Source organism: Pseudomonas abyssi (assembly GCF_003444685.1).
Taxonomy (GTDB): Bacteria; Pseudomonadota; Gammaproteobacteria; order Pseudomonadales; family Pseudomonadaceae; genus Halopseudomonas; species Halopseudomonas abyssi.
Genome location: NZ_LMAZ01000002.1, coordinates 184,268 through 205,981, shown reverse-complemented (window position 1 = coordinate 205,981; position 21,714 = coordinate 184,268). Strand labels below are relative to the sequence as shown.

Below are 21,714 nucleotides of genomic sequence, written 5' to 3'. Positions count from 1 at the left end.
CACAAAGTCTAGGAAGTGAAATTGACAGACCTCCGCCTAACATCAAACCTTAAGACCAAGTGGTTGCCGGGAAGCACCAAGTGCTGTACCGGACAACCACTTGGTCTTAAGGCAGAGAAGAGGCCATCAATTGCTCATCCCCCTCGCTCGCTATTCGGCAAGCTGCTGGCGTATCCATTTGCTGTGGCAAATGTCAGTGCAACGCCATCAGCAAATAACAAGCCGCCAAGTCACACACTCGCGCAAGCGCGACTGGTGCTTGGCTTCACACGTTAGGGCACCAGTCAGGAATGCAGCGACAATATAAGGATTAAGATGTACGAGTTTTCAGTAGAGCAAGCAGCTAATAACATTCATGATCACCGTACGAAAGAGTATTTTCGTGAAGTGATGAATAACTATTTTAATGGAAACCATAGGTCTGCACTTGTAATGTTGTGGACTGTAGTTATTTGTGACCTAGTTTATAAACTACAATATTTAAAAGATATTCATGGTGATGAAAAAGCAGAATCGATCCTTAATGAAATGTCAGATTTTCAAGAGAAAAATCCTGCAAATCCTAAATGGGAGGAGAATCTCTTAAAAGAGATATTTTCACGAACAAGCTTGTTAGAGGCTCATGAGCTTGACTCTTTGCAAGCATTGCATAGGCATAGGCATTTGTCAGCTCACCCAGTGATTAGCAAAGCTGATATTCTGTTTCGCCCCAATAGAGAGATGGTTCTATCAGATATAAGGGTTGCGCTGGACTCTGTATTAACTAAACCCCCGATCCTAACAAAGCAGGTGTTCGCCGAACTAGCGGAAGATCTTGAAAAAATAAAAGATTTGTTCGCAGACAACAGCCAGCTCAAAAGGTACCTAGAGTCAAAATATTTTAAAAACTTAAACGAAGAGGTTTCAGCTCAAATATTTAAGTCCTTATGGCGGGTAACTTTCAAGATTGAAGATGAGCGGTGTAATGAAAATAGAATCATTAATTCCCGGGCAGTCAGGATACTTTTTGATCGAAACCGTGAAACATTAACCGAATACATAAAAAACAACTCTCCATGCTTCAGTGAAATATCTGACGGCTCACCATTACGTCAAGCGGTTTTCTTCTTGGGTGATTACCCACACTTGTTTAATCTTCTGAGTGAGGCGACTAGGGAAGTAGTGTCGGCTAAAGCAAAATCGGATGTAGATTTGCTAGCTGTTTCATATTTTCTCAGCAAAAATATTGCTGAGCACATAAATATGCTCATTAATTTGATAAAAACGAATCATGAATGTTCTTTTGGTGGAGCACATAAAATACACATTAATCACGTTCATGATCTAATGAGGCATGCTGAATCAGCTGGTATAAAAAGCCGCATCAACAAACTACTAGTTATAATGTACATAAACGCAACAAACTTCGACGCTGCTGATTCGCTCTTTTCACAATTTATAAAGCCTCATGTTAGCAAATTCGATAAAGCTGATATCGAACTTTTGATCGAAGGTATAGGAAACAATAACCAAACGCACTGGCGTGGCCGAGCTGACAGCGATCATAGACTCGTTGTGGAGCGAGCTTTGGAGGTAATCGATGAATTTGATATTTCGGAATACCGATTCCTTCCAGAACCAGAAGAGCCCTAACAAGCTCATGTTGTCGGACTGGTTTTCCGCTGCGCTCCAAACCAGCCGCAAATGCGAGCGTTAGGCAACCAATCGAGAATCAACCATAAACTAAAACGGAGAGTAAATTGGCTACAAAAAAGACGATATTTGTTGCGTTTGCAATTGAAGATGAGAGGCAGCGAGATTTTCTTAAGGGACAATCACTAAATACAAATTCTCCTTTTGAATATATAGATATGTCAGTCAAGGACGCATATGACACCGACTGGAAAAATAAAGTTAGAACAAGAATTAGGCGATCTGATGGTGTTATCGCGCTAATTAGTAGCGACTCCCTTACCTCAAGCGGGCAGAAATGGGAGATTGCTTGCGCTAAAGAAGAAGGGAAGAAAGTCTTAGGGATATGGGCTTATACCGACGATCGAACTAATGTCCAAGGTGTTCGAACTGTTGTATGGACATGGAAGGCTATCGAGGATTTTATCGACAGCTTATAAGGGAGTGACTCAAATGCGCATCGCTCTTATTGTTGGAATAAATTATTACGAGCACGGAGGCTCTCTTCATGGTTGTGTGAACGATGCCCACGAAGTTAAAGCTGTGCTAGAACGACATGATGGAGGTGCAGTAAATTTCGATTGTCGTTTGTTGACTGGTACAGGACCAGCAGGCCGCGTTAAACGCGGCGAATTAAAAGATCAAATTGAACGGCTTTTTAAAACGGATGCAGATATTGCGTTATTTTACTTTGCTGGGCATGGCCATATTGAGGCGACCGGCGGGTACCTGTTGGCAACTGACTCTAGTCGAGGAGATGAAGGTGTTTCATTGACTGAGATTCTCACTTTAGCTAATAACTCACCCGCAAAAAATAAAATAATCTTTTTAGATAGCTGCCATTCTGGTATTGCAGGCACTCCGCCCAATGCTGGGCAACTAGCTTCATTGTCGGAGGGGCTCACTGTTCTGACCGCATCAACTAAAGACCAATATGCTACTGAGGAAAATGGTAGGGGTGTTTTTACTACCTTGTTAGTTGATGCGCTAAATGGTAGTGCGGCTAATCTCACAGGCGATATTACACCGGGTAGTATTTATGCACACATTGATCAATCTTTAGGTGCTTGGGAGCAGCGACCGGTATTCAAAACAAATGTAAAGCAGTTCGTGTCTCTTAGAAAGTCTACTCCGGCAATAGCAACGGATGAATTAAGAAGAATTACTGAGTTTTTTCCATCTCCAGGATATTTCTTTCAGCTTGACCCAACCTTTGAGCCTGAGATGAAAGGAAGGGATTCCGGGATGCCTCCACCAGACCCGGAAAATACGCGAATTTTTGCGATTCTCCAACGATTCAATCGCTTGAATTTGCTTGCTCCTGTAGACGTCCCGCATATGTGGAACGCAGCAATGGAAAGCAAGTCCTGTAGGCTTACAGCTATGGGCGAGCACTATAGGCGTTTAGTTGAAAAGAATAGGATCTAGCGTGAAATTGCCTAACAAGGCGCTGCTAGGGACAAACCCACGCTTCGCTCTGGTTTGCCTCAGAGTGTGGCGTTAGCTACCAAAATTTAACATTGTAAGCTTGAACTAAGCCTGAATAGGAGATTGATATGTGGGGTAAAGTTTTAGCTGGTGCTGCTGTTGGTGTTGGTGCTATTGCTGCTGCCCCATTTACGGGTGGCGGCTCATTGTTGGGGGGGGCATCTGTTATCGCTTCACTTACCGGTGCTGGAACTATCGCTGCAGCCGTAGGTGCAGGAGCAGTGGGGGGTGTAGTTGGCGCTGCTATAGCTGATAGTGAAGAAAAAGAGAAAAAACAGATAAAAGAGGAAGGAAGAGTTGAAGGGCGGGCTGAAAATGCTGTGCAGATAGAAAAGCTTTTCAACAAGCTTTCTCAAGCACTAGAGAAGCTCAAGTCTCATGACGAGCATTTCAAAGCTATTATTGCCATGGAAGCTGTTGGGGTCGCTTGCGCGGCGTGCGATGGTAATTTCTCTGATAATGAACGTGAAGAAATTGGTGAGTTTGTCAAAGGAATGACTGCTCAGAGTATTCCAAAGGATGTAAAGGAAAAAATTCAAGATATTTATGATAATCCACCTACTATTAAAGAAGCGTTCTTACTGGCAAAAGACTCCGGAATGTCTCTAGATATCTATGAGGATTTAATTAGGTTTGTCATGGAGATAGATGGCATAAAGCCAGAGGAAGAGGCATTTGTTCAAGCTTGGAATCAGCTTAAAGCAGCATAAGACATGGAGTAATAAATAATGAGCGGCGGAATTGATCGTTTCAAAAAAAGGAAAGAAATAATAAAGAGAAATCAGTCTCTGCCGTTCGTTCGTGGCGTTACTGATCAAGAGCTGGTCGATAAGCTTCTTCGTCAAGGCATAGACAGCGGTCGCGTGACAAGCCTTGGCTATTCATCTGATCTTAATGTTTCTGTGGAGGTAAATGCCGAAGAGGTCAAGGCTTTGCTTTCCGAACTCAGAGCTTCATTTCACAAAGATCGATTGGGGCAGCTTATAGATGAAACAAAGCGCGGCGTCATATTATCGATAGCAGGTCCATTTGGGCTTGGGAAAATAATAAGTGTGTATGACAAGGTGGGTGGAAATGTAACAACAATAAATAACGCAAATAATGGTGTTTATGCTAAAGACGAAGATCGTTATAGAAGAGAGGACTATACACATAGCAAGAGTAGTGAAGGAAAGCAGTTTGCAAATGCAGGAAAAAACAGCTCAGGTGCTATCTATACTCGTTCTCAAATGGATGAGAATCAGATGGTGCAAGATGCTTATACTGGGAAAATGACAAAAGCAGATACTACCAGCCCAGATCATATAGAGTCGCTATCTCAATACCATAAAAATGGCGGCTTCATGCAGTCGTCAGCACAAAAGGCTGACTTTGCGACAGATGAAGATAACCTTGCGCTAACAGATCGCTCAATAAATCAGTCAATGAGGGATTTTGATAAAGAAGAGTGGATGTCAAAGAAGAGTGAGTCTGGAATTGAAAATAAAGATCGATTTAATATAGACGGGCGAAAACTAAAAGATAAGATCCGGCAAGGCAAAGAAACTTCGGCAAGACATTTGCCGTCTGATACAGATAAAGCAAAATACTATCTTAAAAACTCTGCAGCCACAGGCGTAAGCGAAGGCGCAAAAATGGGCGCGCAACAAGCATTTGGGTATCTTTTGGTCGAGTTTTTTTCGAGTGCAATTGTTGAAATAAAAGATGCATACAACAATGGGCTCGAAGGCGAGAGTTTATATAAGGATGTCAAGGTCCGCTTGATTCGCATTGGCCGAAGCATTGGGAATAAATGGAAAGGAGTAGTAGAAGGTTTCTCAGCTGGATTTATATCGGGTTTTATATCAAACCTAATTACAACGCTGGTAAATATTTTTGTAACCACCGCTAAGCGATTTGTTAGGATGGTCAGAGAAGGTGTGTTTTCCTTATTAAAAGCGTTGAAGCTCATACTTCTTCCTCCTGCTGACATGAGCTTTGCCGAGACAATGCACGAGGCTATGAAGCTAATTGCAGCTGGAGGGATTGTTGTTGCTGGTGTGGCACTCGAGGAGGTCATTGAGAAACTTATTCTGGGTGTGCCATTTCTCGCGCCATTTTCCCCTGTTGTAACAGCGGTAATTGTTGGGTCATTAACCGCTCTCTCAATGTCATTGGTCGCTTATTTAATAGATAAAATGGATATTCTTGGGGTTATTAAGGCTCAGGAAACCCAATTTGTATTGGGGAGTCTTGATAAGGATATCAATGAGAAGTTAAAAAGGTGTGAGCGCATTTCCGAAGAAGTGAACGATTTTCTCAGTGACAGCTCTTTCTTATTGCCGCAAAGCAGCTAACAAGGTGCTGTACGAGGATAAACTACTCGCTGCGCTTGTAATTTATCGGTGAGCGCAGCGTTAGGTCTCATCATCAATGGCCTGCCAGGTTGCCGACGGCCAAAAAGACACATCGATTCATGGGGGAGCGGATGGAACTAGGGGACCTACAGTCGCCAGGCTGGGAAGCCATCGATGGGGCGTTAGCTCCTCGCTACGCAGGTCAGGAGCCTAAGCACTATGGCACGCTCATCAGCTACGAGCTTGGCGGTCCTGACCCGATCAGGGGTATAAGCGCCTACAAGCGTCTCGATCCGGTGCCACACTGGCACTTCATCACCTACGGCTTTAGCGAACTCTACGAGAAGCAGTCCGAGAACAAAGACGTTAGTGGCTGGGGGTTCGAGCTCACGATGCGGCTCAAGACGCATGCAGCGGCCGAGGAGCCGCCGGGCTGGACTCTCAGTTTCCTTCAAAACCTTGCGCGATACGTCTTCAACACGGGTAACGTGTTCGCCAACGGGGACTACCTGAACGCCAACGGTCCGATTGCCTCGGAATCGGAGACTCTTATTCGCTCAGTTGTCTTCACTCATGATCCAGAGCTGCCCCCCATCGAAACGCCGAACGGGCATGTCGAGTTCTTGCAGGTCGTTGGGATCACGGAAGATGAAGAGCTCGTGGTTAAGCAGTGGAAAACTTTGAAGGTGCTGGAAGTATTCAAGGAGCACCTGCCACTCCTGCTGACCGAGCTGGAGCGCGGCTCGCTTCTGGAAAAGAAAGAAGTACGGGAGAAGCTTGCTGCCGGCGCCGCCGCAGAGGGCTCGAACACTGGCTACGTCTTTGTTGATCAGCTTGCCTGGAGAGAGAATAAGCGCCTACTGAGGAAGCCTGAAATGGAGATCTCCCTTGGAGCGCGCCAAGTCAAGGAGATTCTCGGCTTGCTTCCCTACCGATTGCCGTTCAGTAAGGAGTTCGCCCTCATTGGGGGCGAGTGCAAGGTCGTGTTCGCTTCTGGAGCTAATAACAAGTACTCGATCGACGGCAATACGCTTCGGCTTGAAATTCGGACGAACGTCCTGGACGAACTCCAGTCGGTGCTTAAGCAACGCGAGGGAATCTACGGCTTGCGGGCCTTCAATGGAATAGTGTTGCACGTCAAGAAGACACATATTAAGGACCACAGCGGAACAGTGGTCGAGACGATCGGATAGCTTGAGAAAAGATGAGGCCTATTCTGGTTTTTCATAAAACAAGGAGTGGAAATGAAAAAGTATTCGCGTAAGTTGGTCTATGGCATTTTTAGTTTGCTCGTGGTACTCCAAGCGGCGAATGCGCTAGCTGAGCCAAGCTCTAATGATTGGCTTGTCGGTACATGGGAGCTTGCGTTTGATCCTGACGACAACCCTAAGGATTGGCTGATATTTGATGAACGAAAGCAGGTTGTGTCGCGTGGGCCTGATGGCAGAACAACAAGCGGGACATATAGGTTTACTGGTGACGAGGTCTCGCTTTTTTTTATCGTAGGGTCTAGGTCATTACAAATCCCGCTTGCTGTATCAGAAAACGGCTCGCGGCTAACAAACGCTAGTGGTGCGTATTACATAAAATCCACTCAGCGCTGAATCGCGTATCAGCATACGTAATGGCCGCAAGCAATACTGCGAGCAAGGGGCGTAGCAAGTGGTTGAGTTCACTCGCTTTGCTCGCAGGGACTGCCTGATTCCAGCCTCCTGATCCGATGTCACTAACCCCCATGAAAACCACCACCAAACTCAGCATCCTCGCCATCGCCTCAGGCGTGCTCGCACTGCTCCTCGGCATCGCGGCAGCGATGCTCTGCGCTTATGCGTATACCAAGGCGCGTATGCCGTACAACGAGGAGGGTAGCTACTTTGACGGGGTGGCGGTTCACCACGCGGGTAGTGAGTATGTGTATGGGGTGGTGGGGCTGTCGTTTGGGGTGTTCGCGCTTTTTGCGGGTTTGGGGGCGTATCGGCTGTTCAAGCGTGCTGGTGCGGCCCGGCGAGGCCGCAATGCTGATGACGCTGAGGCTGGGGGTTCTCCGGGGTGACCTAACGCGGGCCGGTTCGCTTGCCCCGGCCTATTCATCATTCGCCGTGGTCGGTGTCTGGCAGTCGCTGCGCGTTACAGCCCCAGATACTGGGCGATCAAAAAGGCGTCGCCTTGCCCTTCATGTTTGCCAAAGTAGCTGACCGGCTCGCGTTCGCCGTCTTGGATGGAGCCTACTTCGCAGTCGATGTCGTATTGCTGGGCGAGGCCGTTGAACAGGTTGACGGCGGGAGCCAGGTGGGTGTGCTTTTTCACCGGTTGGCTGATGCCCAGCTGCCAGTCTTCGCAGTCATCGCTGGTGCAATCGTTAATCAGCTCGGCGCGGTTGGCTTCGTTGGCCTCAACGTAGGTCTGTAGCGCGGCTTGCAGAGCTGGCAGGTTCTGTTTGAGCTGTTTTTCCTGTTTTTCATCCAGCCGGTCGCAGGCGATGAAAATGTATATAAGCATGGGGGCTACCTGGTGGAATTAAGCGGCCACTTTACCACAGCAGCTGCCGTGCTTAATGCGCCAAGCCCGGGTGGTGCTCTGGCATTGGGCAGGTATACTGCTTGGCGCCTCGGAGGGCACAGGCCAGTTCATTAGTCGCCTGTTACGCGCTCGCTTGGCGAGGACTACCCATCTGGCAGCAGGACGCGCATGAGCCACTACCCCGCAGCAATAGACTCCGCCCTGGTAGGCACCTATCCGGCCCACACTAAATCGGGCGGCGGTTACTTTTACGATGATGTACTGGAATACCGCGTATGGTGCCGGCCTTGGTAGGGTGCGCCCGACGAGTTTGATGGCGAGATCTACTACTACGCCTTTGCGACCTACGAGCAGGCCAAGGCCTTTAGCGACGCGACAGCGGGTAGTGAGCAGCCGTTGGTGCTGGTGCGGCAGCGAGAGTGGATTGATGAGCCGGTCAGCAACCAGTTTATCCATAAGCGGGGAGAACGGCTGACGGAGTGGCTGGTAGAGTGGCTGCTGGACGGCGCTGCAGCCTCAGGTATTCCTGCGTATTTAACAAAAGAGAAAAGGACGTTATTGATATGAAACTGGACTATTGCGTGCTCGGCACCAACAACATGGACGCCGCGGTACGCTTTTACGACGCGCTGTTCGACGGCACCGGGCTCAGTCAGGTGCTGGCAACCGACCGCATGACCTTTTGGCAGGGGCCGGACTTTGCCTTTGCGGTGGCCAAGCCGTTTAACGGCGAGGCGGCCACCAATGGCAACGGCACCATGATCGGGCTGAACGTGGGCTCTGCTGATGAAGTTAGCCGCCTGCATGCCAAGGCCCTGACGCTCGGCGGCAGCTGCGAGGGAGGGCCAGGCCAGCGCGGCCCCAAATACTCTGCCTACATCCGCGATCTGGATCGCAACAAGATCGTGTTCTCGGTTTAAACAGGCACCAGGGCTGGCCCCTCGGGGCGCCGTAGCAGGAGGCTTTATGCCCACACCCTTTAACATGGCTTTTGCCTGTCTGGGTTGCCGCAAATCCTTCAAGCGCGAGTTCGATCTGGCGGCGGGTTGCCCTGATCAGCTTGTGTGCCCTGAGTGCGGTGGGCCGGCCTACAATTTTGGCCGCCACTTCAAGGCGCCGAGAAAGAATGACCTGAAGCAGTGGGAGAAGGTGGCCTACCTCTTTGAGCACGGCTTTCGGTTTCAGAAGATACGCCCAACACGCGATTCGCTGGAATCGGTGCCGTATCCGGACACGCTGGCCGCAGCAAAGGAATTTGTAGAAACCTACAAGGCCTACGCACTCAAGCCGGTCAGTGACGAGTAAGGCGCAGGCTGGCTCGACCACCTGTCGCCTGAGTCGCTCGCCTGGAGGCCAGCCGTTGACCGCCGTCGGCGGCGCCGGGCACGGTGATGCAAAACGAGACCCAGACGCCCCATGACCTTGCGCCCGCTACACCTGCTATTGCTACAGCCGCTACTGCGGCTGTTTATGCTTGTGGCGCTGTACAGCCTTGGCCATCTGGTTGCCGAGGGGGCAGGCCGGGCGTTTAGAGGTGGCTACGGTTGGGCCCTGACGCTGTGGCTGTGGAGCGCCGGGTTTGTGGTGCTGTCTGCGCTTGAGGGGCTGCTGGTGTTGGCGCTGCCCAGGTTTGCGGTGCGCGCGGCCTTGCTGGTGAGCGTTGTTTTTGTGGGCGCTACGGCATTGGCGATTGGTTACACCGGGGCTTGGGCGCACCCCTATCGGTTGGCCTACTACCAGTTGTGTGTACTCGCCGCTGTCTGGTTGCCGCTGGGGTTATGTCAGTGGCGCGCCGCCGCTAAAGTTAAAGTCGGCAATGGGCAAGGCTACTGACCCGTGGAGGGAACCATGCGTTTGCTGATCGCGTTTTTCGTCTGCTCTCTAGCGTTGCCTGTGCACGCCTGCATGGGCCGTATCCTTGAAGACACGCTGTTTTTTGACGCCCTGCCTCAGCCGCCGCTTGAGGCAGATGTGATTGCGCGCGTTGCACTGTCCGAGGTGGATGGCGGGCGGGCGAGGGCGGAGATTGTCGAGGTAGTTACTACCTCTGGCGTTGAGGTGCATGAGGGGCAGCAATTTATGCTGGAGTACGCATTCAGCAGCTGCGGCCCTAACCACCGCGACGGTGATCAAGGCATGATCATCGCCAAGCTGGCTGACGGCGATGAGCGTGTGCTGCTGCCGTATATGCGCCGCTTCAGCGATGGCCGTATTACGCCGCCTTCGGCAGATCAATAGTGCTGGTAATTTGAGCACGATTTTAAGTATCAATGGCTGACGTTCAACCGGAAGATTTGACCCTATGGAGTGGAGGCGTGATGCTGGGAATGTTAGCTGCGTTGTTGGTGATCTATGTCTTTCTCAGCATCCTTTTGCTCTGCTGGAGTCGGTTTTCGCTTGGGGTGTTGCTGATCTGCGCCTTGGTGGGGGCGGCAATCGGATATGGCATTTTCAGTTATCACTCCGAGGTATTTCTGGCGCTACTTTTTCCTCCGGCTGTTGGTGCTGATGCCTTTGATTCCATTGGCTACGTTATGCGGAGTGAAGAGGAGCTGTATTGGTCTGTCTCCTGGCTATTACGAACCTTCGGTTGGTTGATAGGCGTAGGGCTTTTCGGGCTGGCTTTTCTGTTTTCCCGGTTATACGAGGCACGAAGGGTAAGACGTAGGCATCAGAGTTGTCAGATCAACAGTGGCTGAGCCGATTTGCCGTAGGTCTCTAAATTAGCGACCTCATTGGGTCGGGCGGTGCCTTTGGTGCCGGATGAGGTGAGCGGGTCATTAGCGGCAAAAGGCTTGGATGAGTAATCCAATAGTTTATTGGACGCCTGTTAAAGGGATAAGAGAGTTTCTGTGGAGCACGACGAAATAGCACCGGGGCAGGTGCTGAAGACGTTCGACCGGGATGAGTCCAAGGCCATCGAGCGTGCGTGGCTGGAGGTGTTCTGCCGCAACGGTCTGGGCCTGAATACCAAGGCCTACAAGTGGCACATCTTCAGCGGTGGCGGCTACCCGGCCTTGCAGGGGCGGGCGGCGCTGCAGGCGTACGCCTCGCACCTAGCGGCGCGTTATATCCTGTTGCCGAATGACGGGGAGCCGGCAATGCTGACTGATCTGCGCCCAGATAACCTCACCGGCCAGGATGTGTACGTGTTTCCGGAAAACATGGCCTGGACCATGGCCTTTACCCACGAAGACGGCCTGCTGGGGCCGTATTTTGCCCAGCATCCGCACTATGCCGCGCTGCAAAAAGACAACGAAAAACGCCTGAAAAGGCAGCAGGACATAGCCTTTGCCCGTGAACAGGGTTGGTTGTAGCGATGTCAGGCCAGGAGAACGTGACCGTGAGGGTTCGCGCTATGCGCCACGCTGACCTTGAACAGGCCGCCTGCGTGCACCGGCTGGCCTTTGCGCGGCAGCAGCATTCGCTCGAGTGGCTCACGGCAACGCTAGCCGCTCACCCGCGCTTTCTCTGTTACGTCGCGCAGGTGCAGGGCGCGCTGGCGGGCTATATCCTCTGGGCGCAAAAGAGTGGCTTTCGCGCACAGGCGGTGCTGGAGCTGGATCAGATTGCGGTGCTGCCGGATCGGCATGGCCAGGGTACTGGCCGGGCGTTGATTGATCAGTCGCTGCCGCTTGTGAAGGCCGAGTTGGCGCACCAGGGCGCTGCGCTCAAGCACATCATCGTCAACACGCGGGCTGACAATTATGCGCAGCAGCTGTACCGCAGCGCGCTGGGGGCGGAGGTGGTCGCTACCATTGCTGATCTGTATTCAGCTGACGAGGTGTTTATGGTGGCGAGAAATACGCCGCTGTAGCCGCTTATGTTCCTGTGTTTGCAGGTGACCAACGAGGCATCAACACAAAGGCGGCTGAGGTATCGCTTTAATGTCGGGCTGATGTGCTGTGTTGCTATTGCAGGTGGCATGGCTGGCCTGCTCGCCGCGCCCGCAGCTGGTTGAGACGGGCCTTGGCTCATCTGCTCCGTTTTACCGTTTCCGACGGATTCTCCCCAAACAACGCTTTGTAATCCCGCGCAAACTGCCCCGGATGCCAGAAGCCGCGTTCGGCGGCGATGCTGGCGATGGGGCTGGTTTGCTGCGGCTCGCACAGGGCGCGGCGTACCTGGTTGAGGCGGGCGCTGCGCAGAAACTGCAGCGGGCTGATGCCGAGAATACTCTCGAAGCTGTACTGCAGGGTGCGGCGGCTGACGTGTACGCGCTCACAGAGTTCGGGGATGCTCAGGGGCGCGTCCGGGTGTTCTGCCAGATAGCATTTGACCTGCTCGACCACCTTGCGCCGGTGCGCATAGCTGGGAGCAGCAGCCGGTTGCGCGGCATTGGTAACCAGCTGCAGCAGGGCCTGGCTGGCGAGCTGCTGCTGGTGTTCACTGTCCAGCCCCAGGGCGTCGCGGTACAACACCTGTTCCAGCAGAGTTCGCACCTGATCAAGCTGGGCCTGCGGCACGGTCAGCCGTGGGCTGTGCGCGAGTGACTGCAGGTCAATCGGGCGGGCGTCTCGTGCGGCGACCTGCAGCAGCACTTCTTCGCGAATCACGATGCCATAGATGTCGAAGGCGTCGGGCGTCATCAACTCAAAGTCGCGGTCGCCCGGCCGGCACATCAGCTGATCGTTGCCGACGCTGAGGCCGTTGATCCGGCAGTCTGATGCGCGCGCCGGGATGCCGATCCACAGGGCGTCCTTCCACACGTTGCATTGCTGCCTCAGGGCGCGGTTGGTGTGCTCCTTGAACAGCTGGCAGCCGTCCAGCGCCACTTCATCTATGCGCCCATAGAAACGCCCGCCGCTCAACTGGTCGTATTCCTGCTGCCAGTTGGTCAGGTTGTGGGCGTGTTCGTCGGCGTCCTGTGCCTCACGGGTGCTCCGTCCTGGTGCGCTTTGCTCGGTGGTCTGTTGCATGGGCGAGCGCTCACGTAGGTAGAGGGCAGCATGCCAACCCGGCCTTCGGGTGTTGGCTGCTGCCAGTAGCCTGATTCTTGAGGCAAAAATCAGCTTTGCCAAATCTTGATAGCGCGCTGGAACGGCCTTCGCATCGGTTCGTTTGATCAGCCGTGCCTGCGTGCTGATTCGCAGCAATTTGCATGCCCGAGATAACACTATGACCTACACCTACCGCTATACGCTGGGCAGCCGAACTTTCGGCTTCCGCGACTTGGCCGAGTTGATGGCCAAGGCGACACCACAACGCTCCGGTGATCGACTGGCTGGCGTGATAGCACTGTCGGCCGAAGAGCGCGCGGTCGCGCAGATGGCGCTGGCCGAGGTACCACTGAAGACCTTTCTGAACGAGGCGCTGGTGCCCTATGAGGCGGATGAAATTACCCGCCTGATCATCGACGAGCACGACGCCGCGGCCTTTGCGCCCATTTCGCATCTGACCGTCGGGGACTTTCGCAACTGGTTGCTGAGCGATCACGCCACCCCGCAAGTACTGCAGTCGATCCGCGCCGGGGTAACCCCGGAAATGGCAGCGGCAGTGAGCAAGATCATGCGCAATCAGGATCTGATTCTGGTGGCCAAGAAGTGCCACGTGACCACGGCCTTTCGCAATACCATCGGTTTGCCCGGCCGCTTGTCCACCCGTTTGCAGCCCAATCACCCGACGGACGACGTCAACGGTATCGCCGCCAGCATCCTCGACGGCCTGCTCTACGGTAACGGCGATGCGGTGATTGGTATCAACCCTGCCACCGACAACGTGGCGCAGGCCATCAAGCTGATGAAGCTGATGGGCGAGGTGATCGAGAAGTACGAGATCCCGACCCAGTCCTGCGTGCTCACCCACGTGACCAACACCATCGAGTGCATCGAGGCCGGGGCGCCGGTGGATCTGGTGTTCCAGTCGATTGGCGGCACCGAGGCGACCAACAGCAGCTTCGGCTTCAACCTGGCGACCCTGGCCGAGGCACAGCAGGCGGCCCTGAGTTTGCGGCGCGGTACCGCCGGCAACAACGTGATGTATTTCGAGACCGGGCAGGGCAGCGCGCTGTCGGCCAACGCGCATCATGGCCTGGATCAGCAGACCTGCGAGGCCCGTGCCTACGCCGTTGCACGCAGGTTCCAGCCGCTGCTGGTCAACACCGTGGTCGGTTTTATCGGCCCGGAGTATCTGTTCGACGGCAAGGAAATCATCCGCGCCGGGCTGGAGGATCACTTCTGCGCCAAGCTGCTCGGCGTGCCGATGGGCTGTGACGTTTGCTACACCAACCACGCCGAAGCCGATCAGAACGACATGGACAACCTGCTGACGCTACTGGGTGTGGCGGGTTGCTCCTTCGTGATGGGCATCCCCGGCTCGGACGACATCATGCTCAATTACCAGACCACTTCATTCCATGACGCGCTGTATGCGCGCCGTGCGCTGGGGCTGAAGCCGTCGCCGGAGTTTGAACAGTGGCTGACGCGTATGCAGATCATGCGCGATGCCGACCGCCACATTCTGCACGACGCACTGCCCGAGCCTTTTGCCCGCTCACTCAAGGCGCTGCCGGGAGGTCGGGCATGAGCACGTGCAGCGACAAGACCACCAATCAGCCGGGCGCGGTGGTGGAAAACCCCTGGCGTCGGCTGCGCGAATTTACCGATGCGCGTATCGGCCTGGGCCGCGCCGGCATCAGCCTGCCGACCAGCGAGTTGCTGGCGTTTCAGCTCTCGCACGCTCAGGCGCGTGATGCGGTGCATCTGCCGCTGGATATCGACGCATTGTGCCGCGACCTGGCAGCCGATCCACAACTGTCGGCACTGGGCGAGCCGATCCGGCTGCACAGTCAGGCGGTCGACCGCACGACCTATCTGCAGCGCCCGGATCTGGGGCGCGTACTGGACGACGCGTCGCGCGAGCGGCTGATCGAGTTGGGCTGCGAGCAGCCGAGCGATCTGGCCGTGGTGATCGTGGATGGCTTGTCATCCCGCGCGATTGCGCAAAACGCCGTGCCGTTTTTGCAGCACTTTGTTGGCCTGCTGGGCACTGAGCTGCCGGCTTGCTCGTTGGCGCCGCTAACCGTGGTCGAGCAGGGCCGGGTGGCCATCGGCGATGACGTTGGCGCGCTGCTGAATGCGCGCACGGTACTGCTGCTGGTGGGCGAGCGCCCCGGCCTGAGCTCGCCTGACAGCCTTGGGCTGTACCTGACCTGGGCACCCAAACCGGGGCTGACCGATGCGGCGCGCAACTGTATTTCCAACGTGCGGCCAGCCGGCCTGCCGCACGCAGAGGGTGCCAAACGGGCGCTGTATCTGCTGCGTGAGGCGCAGCGGCTGAAGCTGTCCGGGGTGAACCTCAAGGACCGCACCGAAGACACGGTGATCGAACACGGCGGCAGCAGCCGCAATTTTCTGGTTTCCGAATGACGTCGGGGAGGCGTCATTCACAACTGCAACATCACTGAGGCTTTCTCATGTCTAACGATCATCAGGCGTACCTTGCCAAACGGCAACTCAAGCGCGGGACAGCAGGCTGGATTCTGCTCGCCGGTCTTGGCGTGTCCTATGTCATCTCCGGCGATTTTGCCGGCTGGAACTTCGGCATCGCGCAGGCGGGCTGGGCGGGCTTTGCGATTGCCGCCGTGCTTATGGGGTTGATGTATCTGACGCTGGTGCTGTCACTGGCGGAAATGTCGGCGGCCATTCCGGCAGCGGGCGGTGGTTACAGTTTTGCCCGGCAGGCGATGGGGCCGACCGGAGGCTTTTTGACCGGCCTGGCGGTGCTGATTGAGTACGCGCTGGCGCCGGCGGCCATCGTTATCTTTATCGGTTCTGCGGTAGAAGCGCTGCTCGGCTTCAACGGGCCGTGGGTGTACGCGATCTTCTATCTGGTGTTCGTCGGTATTCACCTGGCAGGCGTGGGTGAAGCGCTGAAAGTGATGATGGTGATCAGCGGTCTGGCGGTCTTCGCCATCGTTGCCACGGGCGTGGCTCTGATCATGCACTTTGACATCAACAACCTGTTCGACATCGCCATGACCGATGCCGCTGGTGCCAGCGAGATGCTGCCGCTGGGCTGGTACGGCGTGTGGGCGGCGCTGCCGTTCGCCATGTGGCTGTTCCTGGCGGTCGAAGGCGTGCCGCTGGCCGCTGAAGAAGCCAAGGACCCGGGCAAGGACGTGCCCAAGGGCATCATTGGCGCCATGGTCTTTCTGCTGTTTACCGCGCTGCTGGTTGTGGTGTTGGTGCCGGGTGCCGCCGGTGCGCAAGCCATGGGCGAAAGCGCCGTGCCGCTGGTGGATGCGCTTAACGCGACTGGAAACGCCAGTCTGGCAACGCTGGTCAACGTGCTGGGTCTGGCCGGTCTGGTTGCCTCGTTCTTCTCTATTATCTACGGCTACAGCCGCCTGGTATTTGCTCTGTCACGCGCCGGTTATTTGCCCAAGTCGCTGTCGCTGACGACCGAGCGCAAGGTGCCGGCACGTGCGCTGATCGTGCCTGGCATCTTTGGCTTTATCGCTTCCTTGAGCGGCGAGGGCGACCTGATGCTGGCGATGGCTGTTGTCGGTGCGACCGTGTCTTACGCACTGATGGCGCTCAGTCACATCCTGCTGCGCGTCAAGCAGCCTGACCTGCCGCGCCCATACAAGACCCCGGGCGGTGTGGTGACCTCGGGTATCGCGCTGGTGCTCTCGCTCGTCGCGCTGACCGGTGTGTACGCCTTCGACCCGCGCGCGTTTTTCTTCACCATGGGCCTGTTCGTGATTGGCGCTGCCTACTACTTCGGCTACAGCCGCCAGCATCTGGTTGCCAAGTCGGCTGACGAAGAGTTTGCCATGCTGGCGGAAGCAGAGTCTGATCTGGCGGCTGCCTGATAGGGGGCCGAGTGGTAGTGCAAGAGCCGCCTCCGGGCGGCTTTTGTGCATCTGCGACATCGCTTTGGGCAATGCCGCTGTATTCGGCAGGCTGAATGGGACGGTCATTGGTTGACCGGCTTGAGGTGTGCTGGATAGGTTGTGGGCTCTGTTAGGCAGTCACAACAACAAGAGGCCCCATGCCCGAATTCAATGCCCGCCCGGTCAGCAATGCTGCTCGCGCTGCCATGCTGGCGCAGTTGCCGCCCGGTATCCGCTCCCGCCAGGTCGACAATGGCAACGGTCTGAACGTCCATATTCTGGAAGCCGGTTTTGAGCAGCCGGGGCGTGAGTGTGTGTTATTGCTGCACGGTTTTCCGGAGCTGGCGTTTAGCTGGCGCAAGGTGATGTTGCCGCTGGCCGAGGCGGGTTATCACGTGGTGGCGCCGGACCAGCGTGGCTACGGCATGACCGAGGGCGGTGATGCGCGCTATGACGGCGACATCAGTCAGTACCACTTTCTCAACCTGGTACGCGATGCACTGGGGCTGGTGCACGTGTTGGGTTATGACCAGGTGGCGGCGGTAGTGGGCCATGATATCGGCTCGCCGGTGGCCGGTACCTGTGCGCTGACGCGCCCGGACGCGTTTCGCTCGGTCGCGATGATGAGCGCGCCTTATCCGGGCCCGCCAAGTTACCGCGTTGACGGGCAGAACGGGACGCAGGCCATTGCGCGGTTGCATGCGGATCTGGCGGCTCTTGAGCCGCCGCGCCTGCATTATCAGCGTTACTTCAGTCAGCCCGACGCCAATACGCACATGCTGGCGTGCGAGCAGGGACTGCACGACTTTCTGCGTGCCTACTTCCACATGAAAAGCGCCGACTGGGCGGGTAACCAGCCAGCGCCGCTGCCATCGGCGAGTGCGGCCGATCTGGCCAGCATGCCGACCTACTACATCATGGAGCAGGGCAAGACGATGGCTGAGACCGTCGCGGTTGCCATGCCGTCAGCGGCTGAGGTGGCTGCCTGTGGCTGGCTGACTGAAGCGGAGCTGGCAGTCTATACGGGTATCTTTGCCGATACCGGATTGCAGGGCGGTCTGCAGTGCTACCGATCGCTTGGCTCAGCTGCGGCGCAGGCGGAGATGCTGCTGTTTGCGGGGCGGCAGATAACAGTGCCGTCTTGTTTTATTTCAGGTGCAAGTGACTGGGGTACCTGGCAGAGCCCCGGCGCGCTGGAGCTGATGCAGCGCCGGGTGTGCACCGACCTGCGCAGCGTCGACCTGATTGCCGGGGCAGGGCACTGGGTGGAGCAGGAGCAGCCAGCGGTCGTTGTTGAGGCGCTGTTGGGTTTTCTTGCACGTCAGGCTGGCGCGTCCGGGGAAAAAGCGTAGCCGGCGCCACCGTTGCGTTTGGCCGCGTACATCGCATTGTCGGCGTGGTGCATCAGCTGGCGTTCGCTCTGGCCGTGCTCAGGGTAGACCGCGATGCCGACGCTGGGTGTACAGGTCAGGGTATGTCCCTCGATCAGAAAGGGAGCTGCCAGCGTGCTGAGGATCTTTTCCGCTACGCTTGCGGCGTCTTGCCGTTGCCGAATGCTGTCGAGCAGGACCGCAAACTCATCGCCACCCAGACGGCCACAGCTGTCGGACTCGCGTACGCTCTGACGTAATCTGGTGGCGACCTGTTGCAGCAGCTGATCGCCAACGCCATGGCCGTAGGTGTCATTTATCTGCTTGAAGCTGTCCAGGTCCAGATACAGCACGGCCAGTTGCCCGCTAGTGCGCTGGGCGCGCAGCAGGGCGCCCTGCAAGCGATCCATGAGCAGTACGCGATTGGGCAACTGTGTCAGCTGGTCGTGTTGCGCGAGGAAGGAGAGTTTATCGTAGGCACGGTGCCGGCTGATGGCGGTGACCAGCTGACTGGCGACAAAGTTCAGAAACTCGGTGTCCCGTGCGTTGAAGACTGGACTGCCCCGCCGGCCTTGCACGACGAGTACGCCAATGGGCACGCCGTCGTGCAGCAGGGGGACGCAGAGCTGAGGCGACTGTCCGCTGTTTTCTGTCTTGGGCGTGTGCGGGTATGAGCGAATTGTTCGTGCCAGCGACGGGTAGGCGGCAAGTGGCGCAGGCGCAGGCCCCGGCAGACCATCACCCGCCTGGTACGGAAAACTCAGTTGATCCCGTTCGGCATCATAGAGGGCAACGGAAAAGGCCTGGACCGGCAGATGCTGGGCGATCAGGTGATGCATCTGCTGATACAGTGCGGGCAGTGTTTCTGCCAAGTGCGCCGCTGCCGATACCGCATATACCGCAGCCTGTCTGGCCTCGGCCTGTTTTCGCGCGGTGATGTCACGGGCGACGCCAACGCGCACCTGTTCGGCTGCGAACCATTGGGTCGACCACATGATGTGGACGATATGACCCTGTTTGTGGATGTAGCGGTTCTCGTGATCGCTTGAGGGCTGGCCGGCGGTGATTCGCTCGACGATCTGTCGGGTGGCCTCCCGGTCATCCGGGTGGATCAGTTCGAAGGCCGTGCGGCCGATCAGCTCTTGCGGCGTATAGCCAAACACCCGTTCGCTGGCCGCGCTAACGGATAAAAAGCGTCCCTCCTTGTTTACGACGCAGACGACATCCAGCAGCAAATCCAATAGCTTGTCGTGGGGAATCAGGGGAGCTGGGATCATGCCGCCCAATATAGTGGCAGAGTGCCTTGGCCTGCTACCGTGTGCTGATGTTTTTTTTGTGCCTTGCGTGCACGCAAGGCCACGCCTTACTCGGGGCTCCCCTGTCGCGGTCGCGCGCGAGCCCCATCACGGCTATGTTGCTGGCGGCGCTCAGGCGTCGCGCAGCAAGTCCTGACTGTTCAGCAGCGCGAAGGTGATCTCCGGATGCGCTTTCAGACTGCGACGGATGGCGGCGGGGATAGACTTGCGGGTTTTGCGGCAGAGCCCGGGTTGCGGTAGCAGCTTGATGTCGATACCGCGCACGCTGCGTACTTCACCAAAGCCGGTGTCGATGGCCAGACGCATGCCCAACTGCTCGTACATGCGCAGTTGCAGGTGCTCCAGTTCTTCCAGTGTGCTGATGGCTTCGAGCCGGGCCACCAGTCGTTTCTCTTCATGTAGCGTCAGACGCAGGATGCGCGGGTCGGCATTGGCTTGCCCGGCCAGGGTGTCGCGGTCGCAATCGCAGGTGCCGGGCGGGCAGGGTTGGCGTGTGGCAGGCGTCGTGGTCATGGCGTATCTGCACGTGGGAGCGTGTGGCTATCGTGCTGGGTTTGCGCGGCCAGTGCAATGGGGCGTGGGCGTCTTGCGCATTGCAGTTGATGGCATTTGTTAAATACAATCAATCTCATTTGTCCGCCACCCTGATCCTGACCGCCAATGACCGACGCCGCGCCAGCCACACAGCAGAACCTGCACACGCTCTATCGCGACCATCACAGCTGGTTACAGAATTGGTTGCGCCGTCAGCTGGGTAACACCTGGGATGCGGCTGACCTGAGTCAGGATGCCTTCATCAAGGTGCTGACCAGCTCCCAGAACGTGGCGGATATTCGCGAGCCGCGTGCTTATCTGTTGACCGTTGGCAAACGCCTGCTTAACACCTTTTACGCCCGTCGCAGCCTGGAACAGGCCTATCTGGATGCACTGCAGCAACTGCCGCAGGCGCTGGCACCGTCGCCAGAACAGCGCTGGGCCCTGCTGGAAACCCTGCAGGCGCTGGACGAGCTGCTGGACGGGTTGCCGCTGGCCGTGCGGCGGGCCTTTCTCTGGAGTCAGCTGGAAGGGCTTGGTTATCGCGACATTGCCGCGCGGCTGCAGGTATCCGAACGCACGGTAAAACGCTACATGGCCCAAGCCTACGAGCACTGTCTGCTGCTGGAGCTGACATGAGCGGTGTGACCCAGGCCGAGCGCCGCGATATCACCCGTGCGGCGGCGCGCTGGCTGGCGCTGCTGGACGCGGAGGATTGCAGCGAAGACGATCACGCGCGCCTGGCGCATTGGCGCAGCAGCAACCCCGAGCACGAGCACGCCTGGCAGCGCGCGTTGCAGTTGCGTCAGCGTTTTGCCGGGCTGCCCAGTGCGTTGTCCCTGGCCGCGCTGGATAGGCCTGATCTGGGTCGGCGGGTGGCGGTCAAGCGGGTACTGGGCGCGTGTGCGTTGCTGCCTGCGGGTTGGCTGGTGGGGCGGCAGTTGCCGGTGCAGGCCTGGACCGCCGATGTCCACACCGCCACTGGCGAACAGCAGCGCATGCCGCTGGCCGAGGGTATCGAGCTGCAGCTGAACACCGATAGCGCGGTGAATCTGCAGCTGGCCGAGCGACGGCTGACGTTGGTGCGTGGGGAGCTTGCGTTGTCTGCCGCTGGCGATCAGCCGCTGAGTATCATCTTGCCGCAGGCCGTGCTCACCCTGCGTGACGCTGAAGTGTGCGTACGCCGTTTTGATGACCACTGCCGAATCGCGGTGGCCCGTGGGCGGGTGCAGCTGGCCGCCAGTGCCGGTGCCAGCGAGCTGCTTGAGGGCGGCCAGCAGGTGTCGGTAAGCGCGGGTGGATTGTCCGGCTGGACGCCTTATGACCCCACACTGCCTGACTGGCGTCAGGGTGTGCTGTTGGCCGACAACCAGCCGCTGGGTGATTTTCTGCGCGAGCTGCGTCGTTATCGCCCCGGCGTGCTGCGCTGGGACCCGGCGCTGGAGCGTCTGCGCGTGACGGGCAGCTTCCGACTGGATGACACCGACCGTGTGCTGGCGCTGCTGGCGGCCAGTCTGCCGCTGAGCGTGCAGACACGCACCCGCTATTGGGTGTCGCTCGCGCCCAGACAAGAAAATGCCTGATGCCTGTCCCTTTTTCTGCGCTCGCCAGTCAGTAGCGGTGAGAAAGCAAAAATTGAGGAG

General features: G+C 56.4%; 25 protein-coding genes. 21 read left to right on the top strand and 4 right to left on the bottom strand.

Annotated features, from left to right (window positions below; genetic code table 11):
- The first annotated feature begins 315 nt into the window (after positions 1–315).
- From ASB58_RS19870 to ASB58_RS09080, 8 genes are all read left to right on the top strand, one after another.
- On the top strand, positions 316–1,632 hold the full coding sequence (locus ASB58_RS19870) for a hypothetical protein (protein ID WP_147336813.1): 1,317 nt from the start codon (positions 316–318) through the stop codon (positions 1,630–1,632).
- 107 nt (positions 1,633–1,739) lie between these two features.
- Positions 1,740–2,111, top strand: a complete 372-nt coding sequence (locus tag ASB58_RS09105) for a TIR domain-containing protein (RefSeq protein ID WP_118130192.1) — start codon at positions 1,740–1,742, stop codon at positions 2,109–2,111.
- Between the two features lie 13 nt (positions 2,112–2,124).
- Positions 2,125–3,099: a caspase family protein gene (locus ASB58_RS09100; RefSeq protein ID WP_118130191.1), complete on the top strand. Its 975-nt coding sequence runs from the start codon at positions 2,125–2,127 to the stop codon at positions 3,097–3,099.
- 128 nt (positions 3,100–3,227) lie between these two features.
- On the top strand, positions 3,228–3,869 hold the full coding sequence (locus ASB58_RS09095) for a hypothetical protein (RefSeq protein ID WP_147336812.1): 642 nt from the start codon (positions 3,228–3,230) through the stop codon (positions 3,867–3,869).
- Positions 3,870–3,887: 18 nt separating this feature from the next.
- Positions 3,888–5,495, top strand: coding sequence for a hypothetical protein (locus ASB58_RS19865; protein ID WP_147336811.1), 1,608 nt, complete (start codon positions 3,888–3,890; stop codon positions 5,493–5,495).
- Between the two features lie 119 nt (positions 5,496–5,614).
- Positions 5,615–6,688 (top strand): suppressor of fused domain protein, encoded by a 1,074-nt coding sequence (locus ASB58_RS09085; protein WP_202974616.1) that lies wholly within the window; start codon positions 5,615–5,617, stop codon positions 6,686–6,688.
- Positions 6,689–6,739: 51 nt separating this feature from the next.
- Positions 6,740–7,099, top strand: a complete 360-nt coding sequence (locus ASB58_RS19860) for a hypothetical protein (protein ID WP_147336810.1) — start codon at positions 6,740–6,742, stop codon at positions 7,097–7,099.
- 131 nt (positions 7,100–7,230) lie between these two features.
- On the top strand, positions 7,231–7,548 hold the full coding sequence (locus ASB58_RS09080) for a hypothetical protein (RefSeq protein WP_147336809.1): 318 nt from the start codon (positions 7,231–7,233) through the stop codon (positions 7,546–7,548).
- A 74-nt stretch (positions 7,549–7,622) separates the two neighbouring features.
- On the opposite strand, the gene ASB58_RS09075 is transcribed toward ASB58_RS09080, so the two are convergent.
- Positions 7,623–7,994: a hypothetical protein gene (locus ASB58_RS09075; protein WP_118130187.1), complete on the bottom strand. Its 372-nt coding sequence runs from the start codon at positions 7,992–7,994 to the stop codon at positions 7,623–7,625.
- A 584-nt stretch (positions 7,995–8,578) separates the two neighbouring features.
- Here ASB58_RS09075 and ASB58_RS09065 point away from each other — a divergent pair.
- From ASB58_RS09065 to ASB58_RS09035, 7 genes are all read left to right on the top strand, one after another.
- Entirely contained in the window at positions 8,579–8,935 is a 357-nt protein-coding gene (locus ASB58_RS09065) for a VOC family protein (protein WP_118130186.1), read from the top strand.
- A 46-nt stretch (positions 8,936–8,981) separates the two neighbouring features.
- Positions 8,982–9,320, top strand: a complete 339-nt coding sequence (locus tag ASB58_RS09060; RefSeq protein ID WP_118130185.1) for a hypothetical protein — start codon at positions 8,982–8,984, stop codon at positions 9,318–9,320.
- Positions 9,321–9,431: 111 nt separating this feature from the next.
- Positions 9,432–9,848 (top strand): hypothetical protein, encoded by a 417-nt coding sequence (locus ASB58_RS09055; protein ID WP_118130184.1) that lies wholly within the window; start codon positions 9,432–9,434, stop codon positions 9,846–9,848.
- 15 nt (positions 9,849–9,863) lie between these two features.
- Complete coding sequence (locus ASB58_RS09050) at positions 9,864–10,253, top strand: hypothetical protein (RefSeq protein WP_118130183.1); 390 nt, start codon at positions 9,864–9,866, stop codon at positions 10,251–10,253.
- 77 nt (positions 10,254–10,330) lie between these two features.
- A complete protein-coding gene (locus ASB58_RS09045) occupies positions 10,331–10,714 on the top strand; it encodes a hypothetical protein (protein ID WP_147336808.1) in 384 nt (127 codons plus the stop codon).
- Between the two features lie 153 nt (positions 10,715–10,867).
- Positions 10,868–11,332, top strand: a complete 465-nt coding sequence (locus tag ASB58_RS09040) for a DUF4275 family protein (RefSeq protein ID WP_118130181.1) — start codon at positions 10,868–10,870, stop codon at positions 11,330–11,332.
- Positions 11,333–11,358: 26 nt separating this feature from the next.
- On the top strand, positions 11,359–11,832 hold the full coding sequence (locus ASB58_RS09035) for a GNAT family N-acetyltransferase (RefSeq protein WP_202974615.1): 474 nt from the start codon (positions 11,359–11,361) through the stop codon (positions 11,830–11,832).
- Between the two features lie 157 nt (positions 11,833–11,989).
- Here ASB58_RS09035 and ASB58_RS09030 read toward each other — a convergent pair whose 3' ends face one another.
- Positions 11,990–12,934, bottom strand: a complete 945-nt coding sequence (locus ASB58_RS09030; RefSeq protein ID WP_118130179.1) for a helix-turn-helix domain-containing protein — start codon at positions 12,932–12,934, stop codon at positions 11,990–11,992.
- 199 nt (positions 12,935–13,133) lie between these two features.
- Here ASB58_RS09030 and ASB58_RS09025 point away from each other — a divergent pair, with 199 nt between their 5' ends.
- From ASB58_RS09025 to ASB58_RS09010, 4 genes are all read left to right on the top strand, one after another.
- Positions 13,134–14,540, top strand: a complete 1,407-nt coding sequence (locus ASB58_RS09025; RefSeq protein WP_118130547.1) for an ethanolamine ammonia-lyase subunit EutB — start codon at positions 13,134–13,136, stop codon at positions 14,538–14,540.
- Complete coding sequence (eutC, locus tag ASB58_RS09020) at positions 14,537–15,382, top strand: ethanolamine ammonia-lyase subunit EutC (protein ID WP_118130178.1); 846 nt, start codon at positions 14,537–14,539, stop codon at positions 15,380–15,382. Before ASB58_RS09025 ends, eutC begins: the two co-directional genes overlap by 4 nt.
- Before the next feature lie 47 nt (positions 15,383–15,429).
- Positions 15,430–16,830, top strand: a complete 1,401-nt coding sequence (gene eat, locus ASB58_RS09015) for an ethanolamine permease (protein ID WP_118130177.1) — start codon at positions 15,430–15,432, stop codon at positions 16,828–16,830.
- Positions 16,831–17,009: 179 nt separating this feature from the next.
- Positions 17,010–18,203 (top strand): alpha/beta fold hydrolase, encoded by a 1,194-nt coding sequence (locus tag ASB58_RS09010; protein WP_235827265.1) that lies wholly within the window; start codon positions 17,010–17,012, stop codon positions 18,201–18,203.
- On the opposite strand, the gene ASB58_RS09005 is transcribed toward ASB58_RS09010, so the two are convergent.
- Positions 18,173–19,498 carry a diguanylate cyclase domain-containing protein gene (locus ASB58_RS09005; RefSeq protein WP_118130176.1) on the bottom strand — a complete coding sequence of 442 codons (1,326 nt, stop codon included), beginning with the start codon at positions 19,496–19,498 and terminating at the stop codon, positions 18,173–18,175. The two genes, ASB58_RS09010 and ASB58_RS09005, sit on opposite strands and share 31 nt — an antisense overlap.
- 150 nt (positions 19,499–19,648) lie before the next feature.
- Positions 19,649–20,050, bottom strand: coding sequence for a hypothetical protein (locus ASB58_RS09000; protein WP_118130175.1), 402 nt, complete (start codon positions 20,048–20,050; stop codon positions 19,649–19,651).
- Between the two features lie 147 nt (positions 20,051–20,197).
- Between ASB58_RS09000 and ASB58_RS08995 the strand changes: the two genes are divergently transcribed.
- Both ASB58_RS08995 and ASB58_RS08990 read left to right on the top strand, forming a co-directional pair.
- Entirely contained in the window at positions 20,198–20,710 is a 513-nt protein-coding gene (locus ASB58_RS08995; RefSeq protein WP_118130174.1) for a sigma-70 family RNA polymerase sigma factor, read from the top strand.
- Positions 20,707–21,654 carry a FecR domain-containing protein gene (locus tag ASB58_RS08990; RefSeq protein WP_096004086.1) on the top strand — a complete coding sequence of 316 codons (948 nt, stop codon included), beginning with the start codon at positions 20,707–20,709 and terminating at the stop codon, positions 21,652–21,654. Before ASB58_RS08995 ends, ASB58_RS08990 begins: the two co-directional genes overlap by 4 nt.
- Positions 21,655–21,714: the final 60 nt, after the last annotated feature.

Bases quoted from the DNA above. Each gene is read 5' to 3' on its own strand.
- ASB58_RS19870 (WP_147336813.1), top strand. From the start codon at position 316: ATGTACGAGTTTTCAGTAGAGCAAGCAGCTAATAACATTCATGATCAC.
- ASB58_RS09100 (WP_118130191.1), top strand. From the start codon at position 2,125: ATGCGCATCGCTCTTATTGTTGGAATAAATTATTACGAGCACGGAGGC.
- ASB58_RS09095 (WP_147336812.1), top strand. From the start codon at position 3,228: ATGTGGGGTAAAGTTTTAGCTGGTGCTGCTGTTGGTGTTGGTGCTATT.
- ASB58_RS19865 (WP_147336811.1), top strand. From the start codon at position 3,888: ATGAGCGGCGGAATTGATCGTTTCAAAAAAAGGAAAGAAATAATAAAG.
- ASB58_RS09085 (WP_202974616.1), top strand. From the start codon at position 5,615: ATGGGGGAGCGGATGGAACTAGGGGACCTACAGTCGCCAGGCTGGGAA.
- ASB58_RS19860 (WP_147336810.1), top strand. From the start codon at position 6,740: ATGAAAAAGTATTCGCGTAAGTTGGTCTATGGCATTTTTAGTTTGCTC.
- ASB58_RS09080 (WP_147336809.1), top strand. From the start codon at position 7,231: ATGAAAACCACCACCAAACTCAGCATCCTCGCCATCGCCTCAGGCGTG.
- ASB58_RS09075 (WP_118130187.1), bottom strand. From the start codon at position 7,994: ATGCTTATATACATTTTCATCGCCTGCGACCGGCTGGATGAAAAACAG.
- ASB58_RS09065 (WP_118130186.1), top strand. From the start codon at position 8,579: ATGAAACTGGACTATTGCGTGCTCGGCACCAACAACATGGACGCCGCG.
- ASB58_RS09060 (WP_118130185.1), top strand. From the start codon at position 8,982: ATGCCCACACCCTTTAACATGGCTTTTGCCTGTCTGGGTTGCCGCAAA.
- ASB58_RS09055 (WP_118130184.1), top strand. From the start codon at position 9,432: ATGACCTTGCGCCCGCTACACCTGCTATTGCTACAGCCGCTACTGCGG.
- ASB58_RS09050 (WP_118130183.1), top strand. From the start codon at position 9,864: ATGCGTTTGCTGATCGCGTTTTTCGTCTGCTCTCTAGCGTTGCCTGTG.
- ASB58_RS09030 (WP_118130179.1), bottom strand. From the start codon at position 12,934: ATGCAACAGACCACCGAGCAAAGCGCACCAGGACGGAGCACCCGTGAG.
- ASB58_RS09025 (WP_118130547.1), top strand. From the start codon at position 13,134: ATGACCTACACCTACCGCTATACGCTGGGCAGCCGAACTTTCGGCTTC.
- eutC (WP_118130178.1), top strand. From the start codon at position 14,537: ATGAGCACGTGCAGCGACAAGACCACCAATCAGCCGGGCGCGGTGGTG.
- eat (WP_118130177.1), top strand. From the start codon at position 15,430: ATGTCTAACGATCATCAGGCGTACCTTGCCAAACGGCAACTCAAGCGC.
- ASB58_RS09010 (WP_235827265.1), top strand. From the start codon at position 17,010: ATGCCCGAATTCAATGCCCGCCCGGTCAGCAATGCTGCTCGCGCTGCC.
- ASB58_RS09005 (WP_118130176.1), bottom strand. From the start codon at position 19,498: ATGATCCCAGCTCCCCTGATTCCCCACGACAAGCTATTGGATTTGCTG.
- ASB58_RS09000 (WP_118130175.1), bottom strand. From the start codon at position 20,050: ATGACCACGACGCCTGCCACACGCCAACCCTGCCCGCCCGGCACCTGC.
- ASB58_RS08995 (WP_118130174.1), top strand. From the start codon at position 20,198: ATGACCGACGCCGCGCCAGCCACACAGCAGAACCTGCACACGCTCTAT.
- ASB58_RS08990 (WP_096004086.1), top strand. From the start codon at position 20,707: ATGAGCGGTGTGACCCAGGCCGAGCGCCGCGATATCACCCGTGCGGCG.